Origin of the sequence: Paracoccus caeni, assembly GCF_016629665.1 — a bacterium.
GTDB lineage: Bacteria > Pseudomonadota > Alphaproteobacteria > Rhodobacterales > Rhodobacteraceae > Paracoccus > Paracoccus caeni.
Map to the genome: position 1 here is coordinate 1,283,711 of NZ_JAEPRQ010000001.1, position 25,765 is coordinate 1,309,475.

Below are 25,765 nucleotides of genomic sequence, written 5' to 3' on the forward strand. Positions count from 1 at the left end.
CGCGGCCCATTAGCCTTACATTAAGCTCCTGCACGGACCCTTGTCGGCATTTTCACCGGCAAACGGGGGTATCATGCTGAGTGTGGATGATGTCGCGCGCGAAATCGTTGCGCGGGAAGGGGGCTTTGTGAACGATCCGGACGATCCGGGCGGGGCCACGAAATACGGGGTGACCATCGACACGATGCGCAGCCTTGCAATGGATCTGAACCGGGATGGCCGTGTCGATCTGGCCGATGTGCGGGCGCTGACCCGCGATCAGGCGCAGCGGATCTTCGTCGAGCATTACTTCAGGCGGCCAAAGCTGGGGGAATTGCCCGAGGCGGTGCAGGCCAGCGTTTTCGACATGTATGTAAACGCCGGAACCAATGCCGTGAAAATCCTGCAGCGTCTGGTCAGCCGAATGGGGTTCGCGGCGATCGATGACGGTGTGATCGGGCCTAAGACGGTCGCGGCGGTGAAGGCTGCGGCAGGGGCCGCGCCTGCGCATCTGGCCGATGCTTATGGAATCGCCCGGCGCAACTATTACTACGCCTTGGCAGATCAGCGCCCGGCCAGCCGCAAATATGCGCGGACCAGGGCGGGCGGGAAAGGCGGCTGGATCGTCCGGGCGGAAGAGTTCATCTCGCCCCGCTATCGCCTGACCGAGGCTCAGCATCGTGAAAGGACCGCAAAATGGGCGTGATCGACAGAGTTCTGGGCATCGCGCCTGCCGTGACCGCGCTTGGCAGCGCCGCATCGGGTGTGGCCGAGGTGTTCACCCAGAATGCCACCCGGCGGATGGAGCTGGATGAGGAAGCCTATGCCCGCGCCATCGGACAGTTGGGGCAGGAGTTCCAGCTTGCTCCGGTCAGCTGGTTTGACAGTCTGGTCAACGGGTTGAACAGGCTTCCTCGACCTCTGCTGGCCTTGGGAACGATGGCTTTGTTCATCTATGCCATGGCCGAGCCGACCGGGTTCGGACTGCGCATGCAGGGATTGCAGCAGGTGCCGGAACCGCTTTGGTGGCTTCTGGGCGCCATTGTCGGCTTCTATTTCGGCGCGCGAGAGGCGCATTATCTGCGCAATCGCGTCTGGCCTACGCCGAAAACCGAGACCGCGGCACCCCGTCCCGAGGGTGATTTTTCCGACAATGCCGCCTTGCGCGACTGGCAGCAGGGCTGATCCGCGCGGATTGGTCGCAGTCGCGATGTTCACATTGCACGAATGAGACGAAGGGGGGACTTTTCCCCCCTTTTTCCTGCGCCTATGCTGGCAGGCGACCAAGGAAACGCCATGACAGCTGAATTCGGCCATTTCGCCCTGATCCTTGCCTTTGCGGTGTCGATCTTCCAGATGACCGTGCCGATGATCGGCGCGTCAAAGGGATGGAACGGCTGGATGGAGGCCGCGCGCCCGGCAGCCATCGCCCAATTCCTGCTGATCGGGCTGTCATTCGCGGCGTTGACCATTGCCTTCGTAACCTCGGATTTTTCGGTCAGGCTGGTTTATGAGAACTCGCATACCGCCAAACCCATGCTTTACAAAATCAGCGGGGTCTGGGGGAACCACGAGGGCTCGATGCTGCTTTGGGTGCTGATCCTCGCGCTGTTCGGCGCGGCGGCGGCGTTCTTTGGGGGCAACCTTCCGCCACGGCTGCGGGCGCGGGTGCTGGCCGTGCAATCCTCGATCGGGGCGGCGTTTATCGCCTTCATCATTTTTACCTCTAACCCCTTCTGGCGGCTAGAAAATCCGCCATTCGACGGGCGCGATCTGAACCCGCTTCTGCAGGATCCGGGCTTGGCGTTTCATCCTCCGTTTCTCTATCTCGGCTATGTCGGGCTTTCGATGGCGTTCAGCTTTGCCGTCGCTGCGCTGATCGAGGGGCGCGTTGATGCCGCATGGGCCCGTTGGGTGCGGCCATGGACGCTGGCCGCGTGGATGTTTCTGACCATCGGCATCGCGCTTGGATCGTGGTGGGCCTATTACGAGCTTGGCTGGGGCGGTTTCTGGTTCTGGGACCCGGTCGAGAATGCCAGCTTCATGCCATGGCTTCTCTCCGCCGCGCTGCTGCATTCCGCCATCGTCGTCGAGAAACGCGAGGCGCTGAAAAGCTGGACGATCCTGCTGGCGATCATGGCCTTCGGCTTTTCGATGATCGGCACCTTCATCGTGCGGTCCGGGATCATCACCTCGGTCCACAGCTTCGCCAGCGATCCGGCGCGGGGCGTGTTCATCCTTGCGATTCTGGCGGGCTTCACCGGCGGCGCATTGACGCTTTATGCGGTGCGGGCGCAGGGCATGGTCGCGAAGGGCGTCTTTCAGCCGGTCTCTCGCGAAGGCGCGTTGGTGCTGAACAATCTGTTGCTGGCGGTCTCGGCTTTCGTGGTCTTCATCGGCACGGTCTGGCCGCTGATCGCCGAGATGCTGTGGGATCGCAAACTGTCGGTCGGCCCGCCTTTCTTTAATCAGGCGTTTACGCCGTTCATGATCGTGCTGGCGCTTGCGCTGCCTCTGGGCGCGATCATCCCGTGGAAACGGGCGACGTTGTCGCGGGTGCTGCGACCGCTGGCCGGTGCGTTGATCTTTGCGGTGGCGGTAATGGTGCTGGTCTTTGCCGTCTCGACCGGCAAATCGGCCATTGCGGTGATCGGCGCGGGGCTTGGCGCGTGGCTGGTCGCAGGCGCGGCCGCGGAGTTGATCCACCGGACCGGCAATTCCGGCCTGTCGCGACTGCTGCGTCTGCCGCGTGCCGATTGGGGCAAGGCAGTTGCCCATGCCGGGTTGGGTGTGACCTTCATCGGCGTGGGCCTTTTGACCGCGTGGCAGGTCGAGGATATTCGCGTGGCCGAGTTCAACGAACCTTTCCAGCTTGGCGGATATGAGTTCACCTTGCTGAAGGTGGATCAGGTCGAGGGGCCGAATTACGTCTCGGCCATGGCGACGATCGATGTGGCGCAGGATGGTCGCCGCATTGCCACGCTGCATCCCGAAAAGCGGGTCTATCCGGTGCAGGCGATGCCGACCACCGAAGCCGCCATCGATAACGGCATCTTCCGCGACATTTATGTGGTTCTTGGCGATCTGCAGCCCGGCGGCGGCTGGGCCGTGCGCAGCTATATCAAGCCCTTCGCCAACTGGATCTGGGCTGGTTCGATCCTGATGGCGCTTGGCGGGGTGATCAGCCTGACCGACCGGCGCTACCGGGTGGCGGCGGGGGCAAGACGAGTTGTCCCCGGCGCGGTGCCTGCGGAATGAGGCGGCTGATCCTTGCGCTGATGTTGGCGCTGCCGATGGCGGCGCTGGCGGTGCAGCCCGATGAGGTTTTGGACGATCCGGCGCTTGAGGCGCGGGCGCGCGAGATCTCGCAAAAGCTGCGTTGTCCGGTCTGTCAGGGCGAGAATATCGACGAATCGAATGCGCCGATCAGTCGCGATCTGCGGCTTTATGTGCGCGAGCGGCTGGTCGGCGGTGACAGCAACGATCAGGTCATCGACGCGGTGACCGACCGTTTCGGTGAATTCGTGCTGTTCGAGCCTCGGGCCGAAGGCGGCAATCTGGTCCTGTGGCTGGCGGGTCCGGCGATGGCGCTGATCGGGCTGATTGCGGCGGCGCTGTTCCTGCGCGGCAGGCGCGTGGCGCAGATGCCGGTCGAGGCGTTGAGCGATGACGAAAAGGCCCGGCTTGACCGGATCATGCGCGACTGACGCAGGGTCTTCCTTTTCGGGGCGCGCATTTCCGGCATGATGGCGGCGACTTCAGGGGGGACATTCATGAGCTACGAAACCATCCAGTTCGGCATCCGAGACGGCATCGCGACGCTGATCCTCAACCGACCCGATGTGATGAACGCACTGAACAGCAAGATGCGGGCCGAGGTCACCGAGGCGTTGACCACCCTGCCGGAAGAGGTGCGTTGCGTGGTCATGACCGGATCGGGGCGGGCCTTCTGTTCGGGGCAGGATCTGACCGACCGGGCGGCGGCCGCCGATCTTGAGGGCACGCTGCGCAAAGAATACGAGCCGATGTTGCGCGCCGTCACAGGCTGCCGCGCGCCGGTAATTGCGGCGGTTAACGGGGTCGCGGCGGGTGCAGGGGCCAATCTGGCGCTGGTCGCGGATGTGGTGATCGCAGCGGAAAGCGCGAGCTTCATTCAGGCCTTCACGCGGATCGGGCTGGTGCCGGATGCGGGTGGTACTTTTGCCATTCCACGCTCGGTCGGGGCGGCGCGGGCCATGGGGATGATGCTTTTCGCCGAGCCGGTCAGCGCCCGTCAGGCCGCCGATTGGGGCATGATCTGGGAGGCTTTGCCCGATGCCGATTTCGCCGAGGGTGTGGCGGCGCGGGCGCGCAAGCTGGCCGACGGGCCGACCGCGGCCTATCTGTCGATCCGGCAACTGGTCGCGGCCTCGACACAGAATGACATGGATGCCCAACTGGCGCTGGAAGCGAAGATGCAGGGGCAGGCCGGGCGCAGCGCCGATTTTGTCGAAGGCGTGACGGCCTTTCTGGAGAAGCGGAAGGCTGTGTTCACCGGACGGTAAGGTTCGGGCATTGCCCTCTGCTCTCGGCGGTGGCCGCAGTTTACTCTAAATGATCTGCGAAAATCGTGGCGCGTGACCGCGATTGTCGAAGAAGGGCACCGTATCCGGCACCGGCAGCGGCGTATCATAGGTGACGCTGCCCGCCAGTTCCGCCAATTCGGCCAGAACCACCTCGGTGATGAAGGGCAGGTTCAGGGCGCGGACCTCGGGCAGGGGCACCCAGTGGAGATGCGAAAGCTCGTCACAGGCGCGGCTGAAATCGTCGGGATCGCTCGACAAAGCCGCCGCATCGACGGCAAAGAAATGCGCGTCGAAGCGGCGCGGGCGGCCCGGCGGGGTGATCGCGCGAAAGATATAGGTCAGCGCCGAGGCATCGGGGCTGAGCCGGGTTTCGGCATAGCCGGGCCAGTCACTGACCGGGCCGTCAGCCTGTCCGATCAACTGCCCGGTTTCCTCGGCCAGTTCGCGCAGCGCTGCGGCGGCGATTGCATGGGGCGAGGCCGCGCCATGGCGTGGCTCGGCCGTCAGCCGGTCGATATGCAACTGCGCCAAGGGGCGCGAAAGCGGCGCTAAGGCATCGGCGGCATCGACCGCGCCGCCCGGAAAGACATATTTCGACGGCATGAACACCGCCTGTTCACCGCGCATCCCCATCAGGACGCGAGTGCCGGTCGCGCCACGCCGCAGCACGATTGTGGTGGCGGCATCGCGGATCGGGATGTCCGCGCCGCTCACGACCTGCGCGCCTCGATGATGCCGAAACCATGCATCCGCCGCGCCCATTGCATGCCGACCATCGCCCCCTTGATCCGTGGCAACAGCACCAGGGATGCGGCGATCGAGCCGAACCCGAAAATCGCGATCATCGCCATCGGCGACAGCCGCCATGCCATGTAACAGGCCAACAGCAGCGGCGCGGCGACATGCGAGACGATCAGGACGGTCAGATAAGCCGGTCCGTCATCGGCGCGTTGGTGGTGCAGCACCTCACCGCAATGCGGGCATTCATCGGCGATCTTCAGATAGCGCGTGAACAGCTTGCCCTCGCCGCAGGAGGGGCAGCGGCCAAGCGCGCCGCGGATCATCGCCTGTTTCGTCGGACGCTCTTCTTGGCCTGCAACGGCGGCGGTTATCTGGGTCATGGCGGCGATCTCCGGGCGGGTCGGGATTTTCCTGACGCAATCTAGGGGATCGGTGCCGGTTTCGCCAGCGTCAGGCGACATCTCATCGCCGGGAAGCGGTGCCTCGGGCGAAATGTCGCATCGCCGCGCGTCCGTTCGCTTTCAATGTGTCGCCTGAAATGCCGCCAGCATCACCCGGTTCCGTCCGCGCGTCTTGGCCGCGATCAGCGCCCGGTCGGCGCGTTCCAGCGAGATATCGGCCAGACTTTCCGGGGACCCGACATGAAGTCCGGGATCCGAGACCGCAAGCCCGACCGACAGCGTCACCGACACCATGCCACCGCCCGAAAGGCGCGGCAGAAGCGTGCTGCGCATCTCGACCGCGCGGCGGATTTCCTCGGCCATGCGATAGGCTTCATGCTCGCCGGTGCGGGGCAGGATGACCAGAAACTCTTCACCGCCCAGCCGCGCCGTCAGGCCGCGATCCGCGACCACGGTTTCCAGACGCCGGGCGATATCACACAGCACCGCATCGCCTGCGGCATGGCCGTGACGGTCGTTCACCGCCTTGAAATGGTCCAGATCAAGCGCCAGAACCGCAAACAGATGATCCTGCCGCATGGCTTCGGCGGCGATTTCGGCGATACGCGGCAGGGCGTAACGGCGGTTGAAGAGGCCGGTCAGCGGATCGGTCATCGCCCAGATCAATGTCCGCTGCGCCTCGGCCCGGCGATGGTCGGATCGGCGTTTGCGGGCCAGTTGATTGCGCAAGGTCAGCGCCGCCATTTCGACATTGCCAAGCTCTGACAGATCGATTGGTAGCACCTCGCCCGCGCCCAGATCCAAGGCGATGGCGGCCATTTCATCGCGATGCGGCTCGGTCGCGACGACGAAGGCCGCATCGCGCGATCCGCTGCGTGAGCGCAGTTCCGACAAAAGCCGCAGCCCGTCGCCACGCCCGCCGATATCTGCTGCGATCACATAAAGGTCCGAGGGCAGGCCCGATGCCGCAGCACTTAGCGCCTCTTCCGGGTTGCGGATCGCGAAGCTGCAGCCCAGCCGCCCCTGTAACAGATGCCGCCAGCGCATTGCCCGCGCGGGACTGTCGGCGACCAGCGTCACCTCGCCCCCGGGGGCATTGTCGAAGGGGGCGGCCATCTCGGCCATGGCCAGCCCGGTTGCCTGCCCGGTCTCGGCATCGCGCAGCAGGCAGCGGATACGTGCCAGCAACATCGGCTCATCGACCGAGGGCGGCAGCGTCGCCGTGGCGCCCGCCTGCAACGCCTGAATCCGCGTCTCGCCATCGGCCAGCGCAAGCACCGTCATCTGCGGCCATTCCTGCGCGATGGCGCGGCAGAGCGTCACCAGATCACGGTCGTCGAGGCCGGATCCCAACAGGATCAGATCGGGCCTGTTACTTTCCACCGAGGCGACCAACTGCGTGCAAGACGACACCGCCTCCACCTCGTAGCAGGCAGAGGTCAGACGCACCTTCAGCATGATGCGTGAGGTGGCGACCCCGTCTGCCACAAGGATTCGTGCCGTCATGTCGCAGGCCCCCGATGCTGGTTGCGATAGGGCGAAACTGGCACGGAAACCTTAAGAAAGGGTTGCCAAGCATGCGCTCTGCAGGATTCTGCCCAATGAGGCGGCAACAGGAGGGGCGGATGGCCTATTCACGCGAATCGGCACAGGAACTGGCGCAATCGGCGCTGCTTTATCTGCTGCAGCAGCCAGAGCTTGCGGCGGGTTTTCTGGGCACGACCGGCATCGAGGCCGCAGAGTTGCGCGGCATGATCGGGCGGCCCGAACTGGCGGTGCATGTGCTGGATTATCTGCTTGAGGATGATTCGCGGGTGCTGGACGCGGCGGCGATGCTTCAGGTGTCACCGACCGAGCTGATCTCGGCCCGCACGGTTCTGTCCGGTCCGGGCAGCTATGGCTGGGACGCGGACTGATTTTCCGCCGTTTCCGGTTTTTTCACCTTTGCCGCCTATAGCTTGTCCTCATGCGAGGTGAGCGATGCACAGGCTGATAGACAGAGCGATCGAGGAATTTCTGCGCGATACCTATGGGGACGCGCTGCTTGGTGCGGTTCAGCAGATGATGGGCCGCGCCGCAGATCTTCCGGCAGAGGAGGGACTGCATGACAATAGCCGCATCCATGTCGCGGCGCGCAGGCTGGCGAAGCCTGCCGATGAGTTGTTCGAGGATTTGGGCGCATGGCTTGCGCGGCAAGAGGCGATCCGGCGGCTGCTGCGTTTTTCGGGGCGCGAGTTTGCGGAATTCGTGATCCGGCTGGATGAGCTTCCGGGGCGCGCGCATATGATTCTGCCGGATATCTGCATGCCCGCGATCACCGTCACCGAATGCAGCCTTGGCGATTTGCGGGTGATCCTGCCGGAGCGTGAGACCGGCTGGACGGCGCTTCTGGCCGGGATGCTTCGGGTCATGGCCGATGATTATGGCGCGCTTGGTCTGATCTCGGTCGAGGGCAGTCAGATCGGGGTGCTGATCCCCGATGCCGAATTCGCTCAGGGGCGCGATTTTCAGCTTGGTGCGGCCTTCGCTGCGCGTGGCAGAGGGGTATGAGGATGGATGGCACGACGGATATCCGTATCGCTGACCGCGCGGTGATCGAACAATTGTTGCCGATGCATCTGCATCTGGCAGCGGACGGAACGGTGATCGGCATCGGGCCGACATTGCGCAAGATGATTGGCGCGGCGACAGGGCCGGTCGAGGCGCTGTTCCGCGATGCCAGGCCGGGGGTGACAGAGGAACTGTCGGCGACGATCCGGCGCGCGGCGGGGCAGGGTGAGCGGTTGTTCCTGCGCATGATCGACCCGCCGATGCTTAGCCTGCGCGGCCATGCGGTCGAGACGGCGGACGGCTCTCTGCTGGTCGATCTGGGATTCGGGATTGCGCTGATCGACGCGGTGAACGCGGCGGGGCTGACCGACAGCGATTTCGCGCCGCCGGAACTGGCGATGGAGTTGCTGTTTCTCTACGAGGCGAACCGGGCGGTGCTGGGCGAACTGTCCTCGTTCAACCATCAGCTTGAAGAGGCGCGCCGCGCAGCCGAGGTGAAGGCACATACCGATCCGCTGACCGGGCTGTCGAACCGGCGTGGTCTGGATATCGCGCTGAGCCTTGCCTTTCACGCGGCCTTCGATCCGCAGAATGCCGATGACCGCAAGGCGTTCGCGCTGGTCCATCTGGATCTGGACAAGTTCAAGCAGGTGAACGACACGCTGGGCCATGAGGCGGGGGATCGCGTGCTTTGCGATGTGGGCTGCGTCCTGCGCGAGACCACCCGCAGCCATGATGTCGCCGCACGCATCGGGGGCGACGAATTCGTGCTGATCCTGCCGGGGCTGCAATCCGCGCCGACGCTTGAAAAGCTGTCTCGCCGGATCATCGACGGGATCGAGGCTGTCAGGGTTACGGCGGATGGCGGCTCTGCCGTCTCGGCCAGTATCGGGATCGTGCTGTCGGATGGTTATCGCGGCCTGACCCCAGAACAGATGCTGCGGGATGCCGATACCGCGCTCTACCGCTCGAAAAATGCCGGGCGGCGGCGGGCGACGATCCTGCAGAAGCCATTGGTTTGATGAAGATCGGCAAGAGCTTGCGGGCGCTTGTTGGCTTGGCGCGGGCGATCCTCTAAAGCGGATGGATGAGAAGCGGTTTGCCTGTGGCTTTGCCCGGAATGCGTATCGGCCTGCTGGGCGGATCCTTCGATCCCGCCCATGAAGGGCATGTGAACATCACCGAAGCCGCGTTGCAGCGCTTTCGGCTGGACCGGGTCTGGTGGCTGGTCACGCCGGGAAATCCGTTGAAGGCGCATGGCCCGGCCCCGCTTCGCGAGCGGATCGCAAGGGCGCAAAAGCTGCTGGTCGATCCGCATGTGGTGGTCACCGATATCGAGGCCCGGTTGCAGACCCGCATGACCGCCGACACGATTTCGGCGTTAAAGCATCTTTATCCGGGTGTGCATTTCGTCTGGCTGATGGGGTCGGATAATCTGGTGCAGTTTCATCACTGGGATCGCTGGCGCGAGATCGCCGATATGGTGCCGATCGGGGTTCTGGCGCGGCCGGGAACTCGTCTGGCGGCGCGGAATGCCGTGGCCGCGCAGGTGTTGCGCCGGTGGCGGTTGCCGGTCGAGAAGGCGGGATTGCTGGCCGATAGTCCGACGCCTGCATGGGTGCAGGTGAACCTGCCGATGTCGAAGCTGTCCTCGACCGCGTTGCGCCGGGCTAAGGGAGAAAGACGATGAGCCGGATTGATCGCCGGGGATTTTTGACCGGGCTGGCGCTGGCGGGGTTGGTTCCCTCGCAGGTGTTGGCACAGGGGCTGGACCGGAGGCCGCCGGGCAAGCCCGCGCTGGATGCGGCGCGGCTGATCGGTGCGGCGGGGCTGCCGGGCGATGTGGCCTATGCGCTGACGGATACCAGCGACGGGCATCTGTTGCAGGGCGGTCGCGCGGATGAGCCGGTGCCACCTGCCAGCACGCTGAAGGCGGTGACGGCGCTTTATGCGTTGTCGCATCTTGGGGCGGGGCACAGGTTTCGGACGCGGGTGATCCGGGCGGGCGATATGATCGTGCTGGCCGGGGGCGGCGATCCCGAACTGAGCACTGACGATCTGGCGACGTTGGCCGATGATCTGGTGGCCGCCGGTGTGACCAGCCCGGCGCGCTTTGCCGTCTGGGGTGGGGCTCTGCCGCGGATCGAGGAAATCGCGCCGGGGCAGGCGGATCATCTGGCCTATAATCCGGCGCTGTCGGGGATGGTTCTGAACTTCAACCGGGTGCATCTGGGTTGGCGGCGGGCCAACGGTGCGGTGCAGATGTCGCTGGAGGCGCGGGCGGCGCGGAACTCGCCCCGCGCCTATTCGGTGACGGCGGCGGCCACGGATCAGGCCGATCTGTTCGCCTATCGCGATGAGGGTGACCGGGAAAGCTGGACCATGTCGCGACGGGCGGCGGGCGGGGCGGGCAGTCGCTGGCTTCCGATCCGCAAGCCAGAGCTTTATGCGGGCGATGTGTTTCAGACGCTGTGCCGGGCGCGGGGGCTGGTTCTGCCCACGCCGGAAGTGATCGAGACGCTGCCCGAGGGTGTTGAACTGGCAGGGTTGGACAGCAAGCCGCTGGTCGAGATTTTGCGGGGATTGCTGAAATATTCGACCAATCTGACGGCGGAACTGGTTGGGCTGCATGCCAGCGGCGCGCCGGATCTGGCGCAGTCGGCGCGGCGGATGCAGGCATGGCTGGTGGTGCAAGGGCAGGGGATTGGGTTCACTCTGGCCGATCATTCGGGCCTGTCGCCGGATAGTCGGGTGACCGCGCGGGGGATGGCGCGGTTGTTGGCCGGGCCGGGATTGGCGGCGGGGCTGCCGGGAATTCTGAAGCAAAATCCGCTGGATGAGGATCTGGGCACGGATCCCTCAAGCGCGGGGCAGGTGGCGGCGAAGACCGGGACGTTGAATTTCGTCTCGAACCTTGCGGGATATGTGCGGGGCCGTAACGGGGTGCAACGCAGCTTTGCGGTGCTGTGCATGGACCCGCCCCGGCATCAGGCGACCTCGGGGCAAGAGCTGCCGTCCGGGGTGTTGGGCTGGACCCGCGATGCGAAGCGGTTGCAGCGGGTGATCCTGAACTCTTGGGGGCGGGCCTGAGCAACACTTGCGGGCGTTGCAATCGGTATTTGTGCAACGAAGAAGCCGTAAGCGGCGTGAGCCAGCAAATGCAGGGGTTTTCGGCGCACAGGGCGTGCACGGCCCATGCACCGGATATGCACAGGCTGTACACCGCTATCGCACGGTGGGTGTTGCGTTATCAGAGGACGCGGTGGCGGACCTGGGCCGAAAGCTCGATCGCGGCGGCGTGCAGGCGCGAGATGTTCAACTGATGCCTGATCTCGGCCAGCATGGCGATTTCGCCTTCATAGAGGCGGCCATCGGCGGCCCCGACATCGCAAGCCAGCGCATAGGCGGTTTCGTTCAGGCGTTCCGGCAGCGCGTCGCGGACGAGACCGAAAAGGGCGTCCAGCCCGTCCTCTTCCTCGAAGAGCGTCATCACCGTCTGGCTGATCGCGCGGATGCGGTCGGCGTCGTAATCCGCGAAGATCGGCGCATGATCGACATTGCGCTGAATCGCCACCAGTTCGGCCGTGCGGAAGGTCTGGTCCGAGGCGGATACCGCGACCATCACCGCGACAAGGGCGTCACAGGGCGACAGCGAGGGCAGGTCGATCGTCATGATGTTAACTCCGTCAGTGCCCGGTCAAATTATTGACGATTCTTGCGGCTTTCAATAAGCGGTCTTGGCCCGGCAGGGCTTACACACAGGAGAATTGCGATGACCACCTTGCGCGACGCCGCCATGCAATCGAAGGCCTGGCCTTTCGAAGAGGCTCGCCGGGTGCTGAAGCGCTATGAGAAGAAGGACCCTGAAAAGGGCTTCGTGCTGTTCGAGACCGGCTATGGCCCCTCGGGTCTGCCGCATATCGGCACCTTCGGAGAGGTGGCGCGGACCACGATGATCCGCCGCGCTTTTGAGATCATCAGCGACATTCCGACCAAGCTGATCTGTTTCTCGGACGATATGGACGGGATGCGGAAAGTGCCGGAAAACGTGCCGCAGCAGGACATGCTGCACCAGCATCTGCAAGAACCGCTGACGACGGTGCCGGACCCGTTCGGCGAATATGACAGCTTCGGCGCGCATAACAACGCGATGCTGCGGCGGTTTCTGGATACGTTCGGCTTTGAATACGAATTCATCAGCGCGACCGAATTCTACAAATCGGGCCGGTTTGATGACACGCTGCTGCTGGCGGCGGAACGCTATGACGCGATCATGAATGTGATGCTGGCCTCGCTTCGGGAAGAGCGGCAGCAGACCTATTCCTGCTTCCTGCCGATCAGCCAGAAGACCGGGCGGGTGCTGTATGTGCCGATCAAGCATGTCGATGCGAAGAACGGCACCATCACCTTTGACGATGAGGACGGGGTGGAAACCGTGATGCCGGTCACCGGCGGTCAGGTGAAGCTGCAATGGAAGCCGGATTTCGGCGCCCGCTGGGCGGCGCTGGATGTCGATTTCGAGATGTATGGCAAGGATCACAGCACCAATACGCCGATCTATGACGGCATCTGCGAGATCCTTGGCGGCAAGAAGCCCGAACATTTCACCTATGAGCTGTTCCTTGATCAGAATGGTCAAAAAATCAGTAAATCAAAGGGTAACGGGCTTTCCATCGACGAATGGCTGACCTATGCCTCGACCGAGAGCCTGTCCTATTTCATGTATCAGAAGCCGAAGACGGCGAAGCGGATGTATTTCGATGTCATCCCGAAGGCGGTGGATGAATATCATCAGCAGTTGCGGGCCTATGCCGATCAGACGGTCGATCAGAAGCTGGCAAATCCGGTGCGTCATATCCATGGCGACAACGTCCCTGCCTCGGACATGGTGGTGCCGTTCCAGATGCTGCTGAACCTTGCCTCGGTCGCGGGGGCCAAGGACAAGGACGGGCTTTGGGGCTTCATTCAGCGCTATGCGCCCGAGGCCAGCCCCGAAACGCATCCCGGTGTGGATCAGGCGGCGGGCTTTGCCGTGCGCTATTTCAACGATTTCGAGGCTCCGAACCGGCGTTTCCGCGAACCGACCGAGATCGAGCGGCGGGCGATGGAGGATCTGGCCGGGCGTCTGGCCGCATGGGACCAGCCTGCCGACCCCGAGGCGCTGCAATCCATGGTCTTCGCCATCGGCAAGGATCACGGGTTCGAGCCGCTGCGGGACTGGTTCAGCGCACTGTATCAGGTGTTGCTGGGTGCCGATCAGGGGCCGCGCTTCGGCGGGTTCATCGCGCTTTACGGCATCGACGAGACCCGGGCGCTGATCGAGAAAGCGCTGGCCGGAGAGCTGGTTTCGGCAGAGTAACGCTGTCTGCGTTGCAGGCGCTGCGTGGCAGGAATGGGTCGCCTTCGGGCGGCCCTGTCTTTTTGGGGCTATGATCCGTCCATGTGAAAGGACATCAGCACCGCCGAGTAATGCATTGCCGCTGCGGTCACCACGAAGCCGTGCCAGATCGCGTTCTGAAAGCGCAGCTTTTCCCAGACGTGAAAGATGACGCCGACCGAATAGATCACTCCGCCGATCAGCAGAAGCATCATCGAGGCGAATGGCAGCACCGTCGCGATCGAGCGGAAGGCAAGCAGGCCGCTCCACCCCATCATCAGGTAAAGCAGGATCGCCAGCCGGTCATATCGCCCCGGAAACAGGCATTTGATGGTGATGCCCATGGCGGCCATGACCCAGATGCCGATCAGCAGCGCGAAGATGACCGGATCGTCGGAGCCGCGTTGCAGGAAGGGCGTGTAGGTGGCCGCGATCAGGATGAAGATCGCGGAATGATCCAGCCGCCGCATGTGCCATTTGAATCGCGATACCGGCAGCATATTATAGGTGAAGGAAATCGCCAGAGCGGTGACCAGCCCGATGCAATAGATCCACGCCGCCACTTGTTCGGGTCGCCCCGCCCACATCGTCGCATAGAAGATCAGCGCAGTGGCCCCGATCAGAGCCAGCGCGACGCCGATCCCGTGGACGATACCATCTGCGAGGATCTCGTTGAAATCATAGCTGCGGCCAAAGCGGAATTGCGGGTCCATGTCGTCTTGGATATGCGTTCGGGTGTGGGGATTGCTTGCCTACAGGATGCGCCAAACCGGCCCCGGACACAATTGAACGAATCGTCAGGTGGGCGCGCGAATGGCACACGAAAGCGTGGTGGAACCCCGTTGGGCATTCTGCGGCGGCATCTGCCTTACCCCCTTGCAAATCCGGGACCGAACGTCTATCTGCGCCTCACTTCACAGGTAGGGGAGGGCCCTTGCGGGAGAAATCCGCAAAAGGTCCACCGGTTGAGGCATCTGCCTTCAAAACCCCTGCCCAGGCGCAAACCGGAAAGGACATGGAATGGCGCTTCCTGATTTTTCTCTGCGTCAGCTTCTTGAAGCTGGCGTTCACTATGGTCACCAGACTCAGCGCTGGAACCCGCGTATGGCCGAATATATCTACGGCGATCGCAACGGCATCCACATCATCGACCTGACCCAGACCGTCCAACTGCTGGACGCGGCTCTGCAAGTCGTGCGCGATACCGTTGCCAAGGGCGGTCGCGTCCTGTTCGTCGGCACCAAGCGTCAGGCCCAAAAGCCGATCGCGGATGCGGCAGAGCGTTCGGCACAGTTCTACATGAACCACCGCTGGCTGGGCGGCACGCTGACCAACTGGAAAACCGTGTCGCAGTCGATCAACCGCCTGAAGGCGATTGACGAGACGATGGCCGGTGGTGCCGAAGGCATGACCAAGAAAGAGCGTCTGGGCCTTGAGCGCGAGCAGTCGAAACTGCAAGCCTCGCTGGGCGGTATCCGCGATATGGGCGGCCTGCCGGACCTGCTGTTCGTCGTTGACGTGAACAAGGAAGACCTGGCGATCCTGGAAGCCAAGAAACTGGGTATCCCGGTTGTGGCCGTGGTCGATACCAACTGCTCGCCCGATGGCGTGGATTACATCATTCCGGGCAACGACGACGCCGCCCGTGCCATCGCGCTGTATTGCGATCTGGCCAGCCGCGCCGCGCTTGACGGGATGTCGGCGCAAATGGGCGCTGCCGGTGTGGATGTCGGCGCGCTGTCGGATGCCCCGGAAGAACTGCTGGACGAAGGCGAAGCCGAAGCGGCTGCCGACGAACAAGCAACTGCCGACGCCTGATCGGCGAAGGTTCTTTACGGTTTCACGGAATTGTCGTCAGGCGGGGATATGCCCCGCCTGACGCGTTGAACAAAGGAGACGAGTCATGGCTATCACCGCCCAGATGGTGAAAGAGCTGCGCGAGACCACCGGCGCAGGAATGATGGACGCCAAGAAGGCGCTGACCGAAACCGACGGCGACATGGAAGCCGCCGTTGACTGGCTGCGCACCAAGGGTCTGGCGAAAGCCGCGAAGAAATCGGGCCGCATCGCTGCCGAGGGTCTGGTGGGCGTCTCCGTCCATGACGGCAAAGGCGTCGCGATCGAGCTGAACTCGGAAACCGACTTCGTTGCCAAGAACGCCGACTTCCAGCAACTGGTCCGCGAAATCGCTGACGTTGCCCTGACCGTCGAAAACGATGTCGAAGTTCTGCGCCAGACGCATCTGAACGGCCGCCCGGTCGCTGATGTCCTGACCGACGCCATCGCGCGCATCGGCGAGAACATGACGCTGCGCCGCCTGCACGTTCTGGAAGGCGATACCATCGTGTCCTATGTCCACAACGCTGCGGCGGAAGGCATGGGCAAAATCGGTGTGCTGGTCGCGCTGAACGGCCCCGAGGGCAAGGCTCAGGAAATCGGCAAGCAGATCGCGATGCACATCGCCGCGACCAACCCGGCCTCGCTGTCGGAAGCTGATCTTGATCCGGCACTGGTCGAGCGTGAAAAATCGGTCCTGACCGAGCAAGCCCGCGAATCCGGCAAGCCGGACGCCGTGATCGAGAAGATGATCGTTGGCCGCATGGCGAAATTCTTCGAAGAAGTGACCCTGCTGGGTCAGAAATTCGTCATCAACCCCGACATCACCGTGGCTGAGGCCGCAAAAGATGCAGGCGTTGAAGTGACCGGCTTCGCCCGCGTCGCCGTTGGCGAAGGCGTTGACAAGAAGGAAGAGGATTTCGCCGCAGAGGTCGCCAAGACCCTCGCCGGTAACTGAGTCCATTCCATCGCTAAGATTTTGCAACGCCGGCCCATCAGGGCCGGCGTTCGTTCTTTGAAACCATTAAAATACAGAGACGAACTGGTAGGGTAAGACTTGCCGGCAGCGTCTGACGCCACCGGCAAGCCTGCCCGGATCGGACCGGGCCGCGTCTGTTCAGGCAACTTGAACAGTGACGCATGTTCCTGACACGTCTCTGTGTCACCACTCACGGAACAGAATGATAAAACTAATTACTCGTGCCGAATGAAAGTCAGGTAATCCTTACCCTAGGTCATTTTCCGTGCGCGGCTCGGGAAACAATTGGTGGGTCAGGTGGGCTTTCAGGATCGCCTGCGCGGTATTGCCCGCATCCAGCGCGTCACGGGCAAGCCGCAGATGCTTTTCGATGGTGGCGGGTGTCACACCAAGAATCGTGGCGATTTCAGCCACGGTCTTGCCAGCCGAGCTCCATTCCAGCACCTCGCGCTGACGGTTGGTCAAAAGATTATTCGACCGCCGCCGCAGGATCGTGGCCATGCGCATATGCATGACCCAACTGAGCACGCCGATCTCGTGATGCGACCTCAACCAGCGGAATTCCGCCTCCTCAGACGTGGCATCCGCAAAAGGGTTCAGCATGATCGCGCCATGGCTGCGCAGAACCTTGTCCTTCAGGCTGATCACCCGCCCGGCCTGCATCCGGTGGCCCCTGATCAGAACCGCGACCGGGTCGTCGGGGCTTCTTTCGACCAGATCCTGCAGGGCGATGCTGCCCGCATTGCGCACCGTCCACGCCGAAAGCTGCGAGTCGGTCAGCAGACGCCGGGTTGACAGCGCATCGGTGAACTCTTTGGGATAATTACTGAAAATCTCGATTTCTTCATGCAGGACCGTTTCCGGCAGCGACAGAAAACGCGCTGCATAGAGCGTGTTATCGAAGCCGAAATGCGACATGGCTTCGCAGAAATGGTGGCGGATATCGCCCACCGAGGAGGCGTCGATCAATCGCTCAATGAAATGGGTCAACATCACAGGGATACAGCACAAACAAATAGCACATACCGGGCGATAAGTATCCGAACGCAGTGATTTGCCAATACCCAACTTTGGGCAGGTTTCGGCTGGATCTCCGGGTATCGACCATGCGATGGCTGGCCGCAGACAATTTTCTCTGCAGGGCTTCTCTATGCCATTCGTTATCGCCATCGATGGACCCGCCGCCTCGGGCAAGGGCACCATCGCCCGCGCTCTTGCTGCCCGCTTCGGGTTTCATCACCTTGATACCGGGTTGTTATATCGCGCAACCGGCGCCAAGGGCGGCGATCCGATCAGCGCCGCCGCGACGCTGGAAATTGGCGATCTGGCCCGTCCCGATCTGCGCAGCGCCGAGGCCGGACAGGCCGCCAGCCAGATTGCGGCTATCCCCGAGGTGCGGCAGGCTCTGCTCGATTTTCAGCGGCGATTTGCCGCGCAGGAACCGGGTGCGGTGCTGGACGGGCGCGATATCGGCACGGTGATCTGCCCGGATGCGCCGGTGAAACTGTATGTCGTGGCCTCGGATCAGGTGCGGGCCGAACGGCGCGCGGCAGAGCTGGGCGCCGATCCGGTCGAGATGCTGGCCCAGTTGCAGGAACGCGACCGCCGCGACAGCGAGCGTGCGACCGCGCCGCTGAAACCGGCTGATGATGCGGTGTTGATCGATACCAGCACGCTCGACATCGATCAGGCCATCGCGGTGGCCGTGGCCGAGGTGGAAAGGGTGCGGTCGGGCGCCTTGTCCTGACCGGCGCAATCGGCAAAGCTGTGGTCTAGGAGGATGTCCGATGAATGCCCCAAGCCGCAGCGACCACCAGCCCGTTTTCCCGCCAGACGGGGTTTTTATCGACAATGAATGGCGCTCGCCCGCCAGCGGTGACCGGCTGGACGTCATCGATCCGGCGACCGGACAGGTCTTTGCGCGGATCGCCGCGGGCAATGCGCAGGATATCGATGCCGCCGTTGCCGCGGCGCGTCGGGCGCTGGACGGTGAATGGGGCCGTCTGACCGCGACCGAGCGGGGACGGATTCTCAGCCGCGCCTCGGCCCTGGTGCAGGAGGCGGCTGACGAACTGGCGGCGCTGGAGGCGCGCGATACCGGCAAGCCGATCTCGCAGGCGCGGGCGGATATCACTGCCACGGCGCGCTATCTGGAATTCTATGGCGGCGCTGCCGACAAGGTGCATGGCGATACGATCCCGTTTCTGCCGGGCCATTTCGCCCTGACCGAGCATGTCCCGCATGGCGTCACCGGCCATATCATCCCGTGGAACTATCCCGCGCAGATGTTCGGTCGCACGATTGCCGCCGCCTTGGCGATGGGCAATGCCTGCGTGCTGAAACCGGCCGAGGATGCCTGCCTGACCCCCCTTCGCCTGACCGAGATCCTGCGCGATGCCGGTCTGCCTGCGGGTGCGCTGAACTGCGTCCCCGGTCGCGGCGGTGAGGCGGGTGCGGCGCTTGCCGCGCATCGCGGCGTCGATTTCCTCAGCTTCACCGGCAGTCCCGAGGTGGGCGCGGCCATCCAGACGGCGGCGGCGCAGCATCATATCGGCTGCACGCTGGAGCTGGGCGGCAAGTCACCGCAAATCCTGTTCGACGACGCCGATCTGGATCTGGCGATGCCGATCGTGATGAAGGCGATCACGCAGAATGCGGGTCAGACCTGCTCGGCTGGCGCGCGGCTTCTGGTGCAGGACAGCATCGCGGCAGAGGTCACCCGCCGCTTGCAACAGGATTTCCCGAAGCTGACGGCGGGGGCGCAGGATGCCGACCGCGATCTTGGTCCGCTGATCAGTCTGAAGCAGCAGGGCCGGGTTCAACGCTTCTGCGAAATCGCCGATGCCGACGGCATCCCGCTGATCGCCGAAGGCCGGATCGACCCCGCAGCCTCACCCGACGGTCATTTCGTCGCGCCCCGCGCCTATGGCCCGGTCCCGCGCGATCATGCGCTGGCGCAGCAAGAGGTGTTCGGCCCGGTCCTGTCGCTGATGACCTTCACGGACGAGGCCGACGCGATCGCCCTTGCCAATGCCACCGATTACGGCCTCGTCGCGGGGGTCTGGTCGCAGAATGGCAGCCGCGCGATCCGGGTGGCCCGGCAGATCAAGGTGGGCCAAGTCTTCGTCAACGCCTATGGCGCGGGCGGTGGGATCGAGCTGCCCTTTGGCGGGATGAAGAAATCCGGTCATGGCCGCGAGAAGGGTTTCGATGCGCTTTATGAATTTGCGGCGACCCGGACCATGGTGATTAAGCACGACTGAAGCAGCGGCCCGCCAATTAAGCGTAGGGCAGTGCCCGCCCGTCCGGGCGGTCGGGCACTACCCGGCGTCGCCCAAGGGCGACTTGATTCCGGGCGGGCGCTTCATCCTCAGCCGGGGATGATCTCGAACTTCACCACATCGACCATCCCCCGGTCGGTGATCTTCAGCGCCGGGATCACCGGCAGGGCGGTGAAGGTCAGTTGCAGGAACGGCTCTTCAAGCGCCACCCCAAGGCTGTAGGCCGCATCGCGCATCGCTGCCAGCTTGTCGCGGATCACCTCATAACGCTCAAGGCTCATCAGCCCGGCGACCGGCAGCGGCAATTCCGCAAGGATGCGCCCACCCTCGGCCACCACGAAACCGCCCTCGATCTCGGACAGACGGTTGGCGGCCAGCGCCATGTCATCGTAATCCGCGCCGACCACGGCGATATTGTGGTGGTCGTGGCAGACTGTCGAGGCGATGGCGCCGCGTTTGATACCAAAGCCGCGCACGAAGCCGGTGGCGATGTTGCCGTTCTTGCCGTGCCGCTCGATCACCGCGATCCGCATCAGGTCGCGGGCAGGATCGGGGCGTTTGTCGCCATCTTCCGGCTCAATATCCTCGTGCAGATGTTCGGTGATGATCTTGCCGGGGATGATGCCGATCACGTCGGTCGTGGTCCGGTTGCCGGAGCAGCGAAAGTTCTGGGCCACCACCCGAGGCGCTTTCACCGATTTGCGTCCGACAGGTTCCACATGGCCGCGCGTCGCGAAAGCCGCATCGTCCACCACGCGACCGGCGCTGAGGACCAGTTGCGCGTGGCAGCCTTCGAGACTGTCCAGCGCCACGATATCGGCGCGCAGGCCCGGTGCTATCAATCCGCGATCTTTCAGACCGAAGGCCTCGGCAGCGGACAGGGACGCGGCGCGATAGACCGCCAGCGGCGGACAGCCCTTGGCGATCAGGGTGCGGATCATGTAGTCCAGATGGCCGTGATCGGCGATGTCCAGCGGGTTCCGGTCATCGGTGCAAAGGCACAGATAGGGCGCGGTGATGTCGGTGAGGACCGGCTGCAATGCCTCAAGATCCTTGCTGACCGAGCCTTCGCGGATCAGCACCCGCATGCCCTTGCGTAACTTTTCCAGCGCTTCCTCGGCGGTCGTCGCTTCGTGTTCTGTGCGGATACCGGCGGCGATATAGGCGTTCAGGTCGCGGCCCGAAAGCTGCGGGCAATGGCCGTCGATATGACCGCCCTCAAAGAGGTGCAGCTTGGCCATGGCAGCGGGGTCGCGGTGGATCACGCCCGGATAGTTCATGAATTCGGCCAGCCCTATGTTTGATCGGTGGCCCATGACCTCTTGCAGATCGGCAGCCTCGATTCGTGCGCCCGAGGTTTCCATCTCGGTCGCAGGCACGCAGGACGACAGTTGCACCCGCAGATCCATCAGCAGGTGTTCCGAGGCGCGCTGGAAATAGCGGATGCCGTCAAGGCCGATGACATTGGCGATCTCATGCGGGTCGCAGATGGCGGTGGTGATGCCGCGCGGGGTGACGCAGCGGTCGAATTCGAACGGAGTCAGCAGGCTGCTTTCGACATGCAGATGGGTGTCGATGAAACCGGGCACCAGCGTCAGGCCGGTCACGTCGATGATCCGGCTTGCGTCATAGCTGGCAGCGATGCCGACAATGCGGTCGCCGCAGATGGCGACATCGCCCGTCATCATGCTGCCGGTGATCAGGTCGAAGACACGGCCACCGCGCAGGACCAGATCGGCGGGCTCATCGCCCCTCGCCTGTGCAATCCGCTGTTCCAGTCCGGCCATGTCGTTCCCCTTTGCTTTGACCCACAGAAGCCGATGCGCAGGCGGGCGTCCAGAGGGGCGGGCGGTCTTGCCTGCCGGAACGTGGCGTGCTTGGCTTTGCGGCAATGGGATGAGGGGGCGGTGATGAAACTGACAGCGGAAAATTTCGGGGATCATTTCCGGTCCGGGGGGCAGGCGGTGAATGCATGGTGCGGCATCCCCTCGACGGTGACGGCAGAGATCGTGGCGCGTGCGGGTTTCGACATGCTGACGATCGATATGCAGCACGGGCTGGTCGATTATCAGTCTGTCCTGTCGATGTTGCAGGCGATGCAGGCAAGCGACGCGCCGAAGCTGGTCCGGGTGCCGTGGAACGAGCCGGGGATCATCATGAAGGTGCTGGATGCGGGCGCGGACGGGGTGATCTGTCCGATGGTCAATTCCGCTGCCGATGCCCGCGCGCTGGTCGCGGCGGCGCGTTATGCGCCGGTCGGGACGCGCAGTTACGGGCCGGTCAGGGCGGCGATGCTGCATCAGGATTACGTGGCGCGCTCGGGCGATCTGGTGCAGGTCTTTGCGATGATCGAGACGGCGGAAGCGTTGGCGCAGCGTGATGAGATCATGGCGGTCGAGGGGTTAAGCGGGGTCTATGTCGGCCCTGCGGATCTGGGGCTGTCGATGGGGTATCAGCCGACGCTGCTGCCGGAAGAACCTGCGGTGCTGGAGGCGATTGCGCAGGTGCTCGCCTCGGCGCGGCAGGCGGGGCTTCTGGCGGGGATCCATTGCGGCAATGGCGCGCGGGTGCGCGCGGTGCAGGCGCAGGGCTTTGATTTCGGGTCGCTGTCCACGGATGGCGGCATCTTCACGCGGGCGATTGCCGCTGCGTTGGAAGAGGCGCGGGGGTAGGGGGCTTTCTGCCCCCTCGGCCGCAGGCGGACTCACCCCCGAGGATATTTGAGTGAAGAAGAGGCTTCAGGGGGTCCAGCGCAGGAAATTGCCGATCAGGCGCAGGCCGATGGCCTGGGATTTTTCCGGGTGGAACTGGGTGCCGACGATATTGTCGCGTCCGACGATGGCGGTCACGTCATGGCCGTAATCGACATGGGCAAGGCGGTGGGCCGGGTCGGTGACGCGCAGGTGCCAGCCGTGGACGAAATAGGCGTGATCGCCGGTCGTGATGCCGTCAAGAATCGGGTGCGGCTGGTCGATGATCAGATCGTTCCAGCCCATATGCGGCACCTTGAGGCCGGGGGCGTCGATGGCCACCACCTCGCCGCCGATCCAGTCGAGACCGAGGGTTTCGCGATATTCATGCCCCACCGTCGCCAGCATCTGCATGCCGACGCAGATGCCCATGAACGGCACGCCGCGGCTGAGGACCGCTTCGGTGATCGCTTCGGCCATGCCGTTTACTTCACCCAATGCTGCGCGGCAGGCGGGGAAGGCGCCGTCGCCCGGCAGCACGATCCGGTCGGCTTTCGCGGCGGTGTCGGGGTCAGAGGTGACGATCACCTCGGCCCCGATCTCGCGGCCCATTTTCTGAAACGCCTTTTCCGCCGAATGCAGGTTGCCGCTGTCGTAATCGATCAGCGCCACCCGCATCAAAGCGCCCCCTTGGTCGAGGGAAGGACGCCCGACATACGCGGATCAGGCTCGACCGCTTCGCGCAGCGCGCGGGCGACGGCCTTGAAGGCGGCCTCGGCGATGTGGTGGGAATTGATCCCGTGCAGGCGGTCCACATGCAGGGTGATGCCGCCATGGGTGGACAGCGCCTGGAAGAATTCGCGGACCAGTTCGGTGTCGAAAGTGCCGATCTTGGCGGTCGGGAAATCGACGTTCCAGACCAGATAGGGCCGCGCCGACAGATCCAGTGCCGCGCGGATCTGCGCGTCATCCATCGCCAGATGGAAGCTGCCATAACGGCGGATGCCCTTCTTGTCGCCAAGCGCCGCAACCAAAGCCTGACCGATGGCGATGCCGGTATCCTCGACCGTGTGGTGGTCATCGACGTGCAGGTCGCCGGTGGCGCGGATGGTCAGGTCGATCAGCGAATGGCGGGACAACTGGTCCAGCATGTGATCGAAGAAGCCCACGCCCGTCTGATTGTCATAGGTGCCGGTACCGTCGAGGTTCAGCGTCACCTCGATCTGCGTTTCGGCGGTTTTGCGGGTGATGGTAGCTTCGCGCATCGCATTTCCTTTCATCGCCCGCGCCTTATACGGCCCGCATAGCGCCCCGCCAAGCGGAAGCTGACAAGGCGCCGTCCTCTGCGCCGGTGTTGCGGCTTTTGGGCCAGCCGTCCTGCCGATTGGCAAGCCGAGGGTGAGGAAAACGACCGAATTTGCGCAATATGTCGTTAACGAACCCGAGAGGTCGCAGGGGGAAACATGGATTTCGGGCTTCGGCGGAACCCTGAAACCATCACCATGACGGACGAAAATCAAAAGGGGGGAGTATGGGAAAGACACCTAGAACCGATCCAAAGGGTCATCCGGGCGATGAGCAGGAAGAACGCAGGGTGCTGAGCGGGGATTACGAGATTGCCCAGCCGCCACCCACAGGCTCGGACCCGACGGCGGGGATGCGTGCGCCGCAGGGGGCGACTGCGGTGATCGACACCAATTACGAGCTTGGTCAGCACAATATCGAAGGCAACATGCCCTTCGCCTATGAAATCCATAACCCGGTCTTCATGATCTCTGCTGTAGGGATCGTCCTTTTCACCGCCATCACCATGATCTTCCCGGTCCAGATGGAGCCGCTGTTCATCGGCATGCGCGAGATGCTGACGCAGAATCTGGCGTGGTTTTTCATCCTGTCGGGGAATGTCTTCCTGATCCTCTGCATCGGTCTGATCCTGTCGCCTCTGGGCAAGGTCCGGCTTGGCGGACCAGAGGCGCGGCCTGATTTCAGCCTGCTGGGCTGGTTCGCGATGCTGTTTGCCGCCGGTATGGGCATCGGGCTGATGTATTACGGCGTCAGCGAGCCGCTTGGCCATTTCGATGCGGCGCTTGGCGGCGTCGCTGCCGATGGTGGCGCGCGGACCGACTGGGCCCCCCTTGGCGGGGCCGAGGGGGATGAGATGGCGGCGCGGCGGCTTGCCATGGCCTCGACCATCTTTCACTGGGGGCTGCACCCTTGGGCGATTTATGCGGTGGTCGCGCTGGCTTTGGCGTTGTTTGCGTTCAACAAGGGGCTGCCGCTGACGCTGCGCTCGGTCTTCTATCCGATCTTCGGCGAAAGGGTCTGGGGCTGGCCGGGGCATGTCATCGACATTCTGGCGGTGCTGGCGACCCTGTTCGGGCTGGCGACATCGCTGGGCATCGGCGCGGATCAGGCATCCGCCGGGATCACCATGCTGTTTGGCCTGCCGGAATCGGACATGTCGAAGATCGTTCTGATCATCGTTATCACCATGGTCGCGACCACCTCGGTCATGCTGGGGGTCGAGAAGGGAGTGAAGAAGCTGTCCGAATTCAACATGATCCTTGCCATCGTGCTGCTGGTCTTCGTGATCGCGATGGGCCCGACATGGCAAATCTTCACCGGCTTCTTCGGCAATCTAAAGGCCTATGCAGGGGAAATCCTGTCGCTTTCCAATCCCTTCGGTCGCGAGGATGACAATTTCCGCCAAGGCTGGACGGCCTTCTACTGGGCTTGGTGGATCAGTTGGTCGCCCTTCGTCGGCATGTTCATCGCGCGGGTGTCGCGGGGGCGGACGGTGCGCGAATTCCTGATCGCGGTGCTGATCGTGCCATCTTTGATCTCGGTCCTGTGGATGACCTCGCTGGGTGGCACCGCCATCAGCCTGACGTTGGGCGGCTATAACGGCATCCGCGAGGCGGCGCTGGAACTGCAACTGTTTCAGATGCTGGGGCAATTGCCGCTGGCGCAGATCACCAGCTTTATCGGCATCATTCTGGTGATCGTGTTCTTCGTCACCTCGTCGGATTCGGGATCGCTGGTGATCGACACGATCGCGGCGGGTGGCAAGACCGACTCGCCGGTGCCGCAGCGGCTGTTCTGGTGCTGTCTGGAGGGGCTGGTCGCCATTGCGCTGCTGCTGGGCGGCGGTCTGATGGCGTTGCAGGCGATGGCGGTTTCGACCGGGTTCCCCTTCACGCTGGTGCTTCTGGGCGCGTGCTGGGCGCTGGTCGTCGGATTGCTGCAGGAGAGGCGAGAACTTGCCTGAGACAGTAAACTTATCCGTCAGAACGGGCAGGATTTCCTGCCCGTTCTTGTTTTATTGCCTCTGGGGTGCAAAAACGGGTGCTGACGCCAGTATAGGAC

At 63.5% G+C, this 25,765-nt stretch carries 26 protein-coding genes; 17 read left to right on the plus strand and 9 right to left on the minus strand.

Translation table 11 applies throughout. The features are described 5' to 3' along the window. The first annotated feature begins 73 nt into the window (after positions 1-73). The 5 genes from JJJ17_RS06170 (at position 74) to JJJ17_RS06190 (ending at position 4,523) form a co-directional block, all read left to right on the plus strand. Entirely contained in the window at positions 74-685 is a 612-nt protein-coding gene (locus JJJ17_RS06170; RefSeq protein WP_200684522.1) for a holin-associated N-acetylmuramidase, read from the plus strand. Then, positions 676-1,164, plus strand: a complete 489-nt coding sequence (locus tag JJJ17_RS06175; RefSeq protein ID WP_200684524.1) for a holin family protein — start codon at positions 676-678, stop codon at positions 1,162-1,164. Before JJJ17_RS06170 ends, JJJ17_RS06175 begins: the two co-directional genes overlap by 10 nt. 111 nt (positions 1,165-1,275) lie before the next feature. Then, complete coding sequence (locus JJJ17_RS06180) at positions 1,276-3,237, plus strand: heme lyase CcmF/NrfE family subunit (protein WP_200684526.1); 1,962 nt, start codon at positions 1,276-1,278, stop codon at positions 3,235-3,237. Beyond that, entirely contained in the window at positions 3,234-3,686 is a 453-nt protein-coding gene (locus JJJ17_RS06185; RefSeq protein ID WP_200684528.1) for a cytochrome c-type biogenesis protein, read from the plus strand. Before JJJ17_RS06180 ends, JJJ17_RS06185 begins: the two co-directional genes overlap by 4 nt. Before the next feature lie 66 nt (positions 3,687-3,752). After that, positions 3,753-4,523 carry an enoyl-CoA hydratase-related protein gene (locus JJJ17_RS06190; protein WP_200684530.1) on the plus strand — a complete coding sequence of 257 codons (771 nt, stop codon included), beginning with the start codon at positions 3,753-3,755 and terminating at the stop codon, positions 4,521-4,523. 45 nt (positions 4,524-4,568) lie between these two features. On the opposite strand, the gene JJJ17_RS06195 is transcribed toward JJJ17_RS06190, so the two are convergent. The 3 genes from JJJ17_RS06195 to JJJ17_RS06205 form a co-directional block, all read right to left on the minus strand. Beyond that, positions 4,569-5,258 (minus strand): NUDIX hydrolase, encoded by a 690-nt coding sequence (locus tag JJJ17_RS06195; protein WP_200684532.1) that lies wholly within the window; start codon positions 5,256-5,258, stop codon positions 4,569-4,571. Beyond that, positions 5,255-5,665, minus strand: a complete 411-nt coding sequence (locus JJJ17_RS06200) for a DUF983 domain-containing protein (protein ID WP_200684534.1) — start codon at positions 5,663-5,665, stop codon at positions 5,255-5,257. The genes JJJ17_RS06195 and JJJ17_RS06200 overlap by 4 nt, the downstream gene beginning before the upstream one ends. A 141-nt stretch (positions 5,666-5,806) precedes the next feature. Further along, positions 5,807-7,192 carry a diguanylate cyclase gene (locus JJJ17_RS06205; protein ID WP_200684535.1) on the minus strand — a complete coding sequence of 462 codons (1,386 nt, stop codon included), beginning with the start codon at positions 7,190-7,192 and terminating at the stop codon, positions 5,807-5,809. A 95-nt stretch (positions 7,193-7,287) separates the two neighbouring features. Between JJJ17_RS06205 and JJJ17_RS06210 the strand changes: the two genes are divergently transcribed. The 5 genes from JJJ17_RS06210 to JJJ17_RS06230 all read left to right on the plus strand — a co-directional run bounded on the left by JJJ17_RS06210 (position 7,288) and on the right by JJJ17_RS06230 (position 11,326). Then, positions 7,288-7,602 (plus strand): DUF3572 domain-containing protein, encoded by a 315-nt coding sequence (locus tag JJJ17_RS06210; protein WP_200684536.1) that lies wholly within the window; start codon positions 7,288-7,290, stop codon positions 7,600-7,602. A 64-nt stretch (positions 7,603-7,666) separates the two neighbouring features. Continuing rightward, positions 7,667-8,236, plus strand: coding sequence for a heme NO-binding protein (locus JJJ17_RS06215; protein ID WP_200684537.1), 570 nt, complete (start codon positions 7,667-7,669; stop codon positions 8,234-8,236). A gap of 2 nt (positions 8,237-8,238) precedes the next feature. Next, positions 8,239-9,258, plus strand: coding sequence for a GGDEF domain-containing protein (locus JJJ17_RS06220; protein ID WP_200684538.1), 1,020 nt, complete (start codon positions 8,239-8,241; stop codon positions 9,256-9,258). A gap of 65 nt (positions 9,259-9,323) precedes the next feature. After that, positions 9,324-9,926, plus strand: coding sequence for a nicotinate-nucleotide adenylyltransferase (locus JJJ17_RS06225; RefSeq protein WP_200684539.1), 603 nt, complete (start codon positions 9,324-9,326; stop codon positions 9,924-9,926). After that, entirely contained in the window at positions 9,923-11,326 is a 1,404-nt protein-coding gene (locus tag JJJ17_RS06230) for a D-alanyl-D-alanine carboxypeptidase (protein ID WP_200684540.1), read from the plus strand. Before JJJ17_RS06225 ends, JJJ17_RS06230 begins: the two co-directional genes overlap by 4 nt. A gap of 160 nt (positions 11,327-11,486) precedes the next feature. Here the strand turns inward: JJJ17_RS06230 and JJJ17_RS06235 are convergent, their stop codons facing one another. Next, the gene (locus tag JJJ17_RS06235; RefSeq protein WP_200684542.1) at positions 11,487-11,909 is read right to left on the minus strand and encodes a tellurite resistance TerB family protein; all 423 of its coding nucleotides are present in this window, start codon (positions 11,907-11,909) and stop codon (positions 11,487-11,489) included. A 99-nt stretch (positions 11,910-12,008) separates the two neighbouring features. Between JJJ17_RS06235 and JJJ17_RS06240 the strand changes: the two genes are divergently transcribed. Further along, positions 12,009-13,595 (plus strand): lysine--tRNA ligase, encoded by a 1,587-nt coding sequence (locus JJJ17_RS06240; protein ID WP_200684544.1) that lies wholly within the window; start codon positions 12,009-12,011, stop codon positions 13,593-13,595. Positions 13,596-13,663: 68 nt separating this feature from the next. On the opposite strand, the gene trhA is transcribed toward JJJ17_RS06240, so the two are convergent. Then, positions 13,664-14,326 (minus strand): PAQR family membrane homeostasis protein TrhA, encoded by a 663-nt coding sequence (gene trhA, locus JJJ17_RS06245; protein WP_200684545.1) that lies wholly within the window; start codon positions 14,324-14,326, stop codon positions 13,664-13,666. Positions 14,327-14,633: 307 nt separating this feature from the next. Between trhA and rpsB the strand changes: the two genes are divergently transcribed. After that, positions 14,634-15,431 carry a 30S ribosomal protein S2 gene (rpsB, locus tag JJJ17_RS06250; protein WP_200684546.1) on the plus strand — a complete coding sequence of 266 codons (798 nt, stop codon included), beginning with the start codon at positions 14,634-14,636 and terminating at the stop codon, positions 15,429-15,431. 85 nt (positions 15,432-15,516) lie between these two features. Further along, positions 15,517-16,407 (plus strand): translation elongation factor Ts, encoded by an 891-nt coding sequence (gene tsf / locus JJJ17_RS06255; RefSeq protein ID WP_200684547.1) that lies wholly within the window; start codon positions 15,517-15,519, stop codon positions 16,405-16,407. A 267-nt stretch (positions 16,408-16,674) separates the two neighbouring features. On the opposite strand, the gene JJJ17_RS06260 is transcribed toward tsf, so the two are convergent. Next, on the minus strand, positions 16,675-17,397 hold the full coding sequence (locus JJJ17_RS06260) for a helix-turn-helix transcriptional regulator (RefSeq protein ID WP_200684548.1): 723 nt from the start codon (positions 17,395-17,397) through the stop codon (positions 16,675-16,677). A 181-nt stretch (positions 17,398-17,578) separates the two neighbouring features. On the opposite strand from JJJ17_RS06260, the gene JJJ17_RS06265 reads away from it, so the two are divergent. Further along, the gene (locus tag JJJ17_RS06265) at positions 17,579-18,175 is read left to right on the plus strand and encodes a (d)CMP kinase (RefSeq protein WP_200684549.1); all 597 of its coding nucleotides are present in this window, start codon (positions 17,579-17,581) and stop codon (positions 18,173-18,175) included. A gap of 40 nt (positions 18,176-18,215) precedes the next feature. Further along, complete coding sequence (locus JJJ17_RS06270; protein WP_200684550.1) at positions 18,216-19,691, plus strand: aldehyde dehydrogenase family protein; 1,476 nt, start codon at positions 18,216-18,218, stop codon at positions 19,689-19,691. 107 nt (positions 19,692-19,798) lie between these two features. Here the strand turns inward: JJJ17_RS06270 and ade are convergent, their stop codons facing one another. Beyond that, positions 19,799-21,496 carry an adenine deaminase gene (gene ade, locus JJJ17_RS06275; RefSeq protein WP_200684552.1) on the minus strand — a complete coding sequence of 566 codons (1,698 nt, stop codon included), beginning with the start codon at positions 21,494-21,496 and terminating at the stop codon, positions 19,799-19,801. Between the two features lie 123 nt (positions 21,497-21,619). On the opposite strand from ade, the gene JJJ17_RS06280 reads away from it, so the two are divergent. Next, on the plus strand, positions 21,620-22,381 hold the full coding sequence (locus tag JJJ17_RS06280; protein ID WP_200684553.1) for an HpcH/HpaI aldolase family protein: 762 nt from the start codon (positions 21,620-21,622) through the stop codon (positions 22,379-22,381). A gap of 66 nt (positions 22,382-22,447) precedes the next feature. Here JJJ17_RS06280 and hisH read toward each other — a convergent pair whose 3' ends face one another. Next, on the minus strand, positions 22,448-23,077 hold the full coding sequence (gene hisH, locus JJJ17_RS06285; protein ID WP_200684554.1) for an imidazole glycerol phosphate synthase subunit HisH: 630 nt from the start codon (positions 23,075-23,077) through the stop codon (positions 22,448-22,450). After that, positions 23,077-23,664, minus strand: coding sequence for an imidazoleglycerol-phosphate dehydratase HisB (gene hisB, locus JJJ17_RS06290; protein WP_200684555.1), 588 nt, complete (start codon positions 23,662-23,664; stop codon positions 23,077-23,079). Before hisB ends, hisH begins: the two co-directional genes overlap by 1 nt. A 392-nt stretch (positions 23,665-24,056) precedes the next feature. Here hisB and JJJ17_RS06295 point away from each other — a divergent pair, with 392 nt between their 5' ends. Continuing rightward, positions 24,057-25,667 carry a BCCT family transporter gene (locus tag JJJ17_RS06295; protein ID WP_200684853.1) on the plus strand — a complete coding sequence of 537 codons (1,611 nt, stop codon included), beginning with the start codon at positions 24,057-24,059 and terminating at the stop codon, positions 25,665-25,667. The last annotated feature ends 98 nt before the right edge of the window (positions 25,668-25,765 follow it).

Bases quoted from the DNA above. Each gene is read 5' to 3' on its own strand.
- JJJ17_RS06170 (WP_200684522.1), top strand. From the start codon at position 74: ATGCTGAGTGTGGATGATGTCGCGCGCGAAATCGTTGCGCGGGAAGGG.
- JJJ17_RS06175 (WP_200684524.1), top strand. From the start codon at position 676: ATGGGCGTGATCGACAGAGTTCTGGGCATCGCGCCTGCCGTGACCGCG.
- JJJ17_RS06180 (WP_200684526.1), top strand. From the start codon at position 1,276: ATGACAGCTGAATTCGGCCATTTCGCCCTGATCCTTGCCTTTGCGGTG.
- JJJ17_RS06185 (WP_200684528.1), top strand. From the start codon at position 3,234: ATGAGGCGGCTGATCCTTGCGCTGATGTTGGCGCTGCCGATGGCGGCG.
- JJJ17_RS06190 (WP_200684530.1), top strand. From the start codon at position 3,753: ATGAGCTACGAAACCATCCAGTTCGGCATCCGAGACGGCATCGCGACG.
- JJJ17_RS06200 (WP_200684534.1), bottom strand. From the start codon at position 5,665: ATGACCCAGATAACCGCCGCCGTTGCAGGCCAAGAAGAGCGTCCGACG.
- JJJ17_RS06205 (WP_200684535.1), bottom strand. From the start codon at position 7,192: ATGACGGCACGAATCCTTGTGGCAGACGGGGTCGCCACCTCACGCATC.
- JJJ17_RS06210 (WP_200684536.1), top strand. From the start codon at position 7,288: ATGAGGCGGCAACAGGAGGGGCGGATGGCCTATTCACGCGAATCGGCA.
- JJJ17_RS06215 (WP_200684537.1), top strand. From the start codon at position 7,667: ATGCACAGGCTGATAGACAGAGCGATCGAGGAATTTCTGCGCGATACC.
- JJJ17_RS06220 (WP_200684538.1), top strand. From the start codon at position 8,239: ATGGATGGCACGACGGATATCCGTATCGCTGACCGCGCGGTGATCGAA.
- JJJ17_RS06225 (WP_200684539.1), top strand. From the start codon at position 9,324: ATGAGAAGCGGTTTGCCTGTGGCTTTGCCCGGAATGCGTATCGGCCTG.
- JJJ17_RS06230 (WP_200684540.1), top strand. From the start codon at position 9,923: ATGAGCCGGATTGATCGCCGGGGATTTTTGACCGGGCTGGCGCTGGCG.
- JJJ17_RS06235 (WP_200684542.1), bottom strand. From the start codon at position 11,909: ATGACGATCGACCTGCCCTCGCTGTCGCCCTGTGACGCCCTTGTCGCG.
- JJJ17_RS06240 (WP_200684544.1), top strand. From the start codon at position 12,009: ATGACCACCTTGCGCGACGCCGCCATGCAATCGAAGGCCTGGCCTTTC.
- trhA (WP_200684545.1), bottom strand. From the start codon at position 14,326: ATGGACCCGCAATTCCGCTTTGGCCGCAGCTATGATTTCAACGAGATC.
- rpsB (WP_200684546.1), top strand. From the start codon at position 14,634: ATGGCGCTTCCTGATTTTTCTCTGCGTCAGCTTCTTGAAGCTGGCGTT.
- tsf (WP_200684547.1), top strand. From the start codon at position 15,517: ATGGCTATCACCGCCCAGATGGTGAAAGAGCTGCGCGAGACCACCGGC.
- JJJ17_RS06265 (WP_200684549.1), top strand. From the start codon at position 17,579: ATGCCATTCGTTATCGCCATCGATGGACCCGCCGCCTCGGGCAAGGGC.
- JJJ17_RS06270 (WP_200684550.1), top strand. From the start codon at position 18,216: ATGAATGCCCCAAGCCGCAGCGACCACCAGCCCGTTTTCCCGCCAGAC.
- ade (WP_200684552.1), bottom strand. From the start codon at position 21,496: ATGGCCGGACTGGAACAGCGGATTGCACAGGCGAGGGGCGATGAGCCC.
- JJJ17_RS06280 (WP_200684553.1), top strand. From the start codon at position 21,620: ATGAAACTGACAGCGGAAAATTTCGGGGATCATTTCCGGTCCGGGGGG.
- hisH (WP_200684554.1), bottom strand. From the start codon at position 23,077: ATGCGGGTGGCGCTGATCGATTACGACAGCGGCAACCTGCATTCGGCG.
- hisB (WP_200684555.1), bottom strand. From the start codon at position 23,664: ATGCGCGAAGCTACCATCACCCGCAAAACCGCCGAAACGCAGATCGAG.
- JJJ17_RS06295 (WP_200684853.1), top strand. From the start codon at position 24,057: ATGCGTGCGCCGCAGGGGGCGACTGCGGTGATCGACACCAATTACGAG.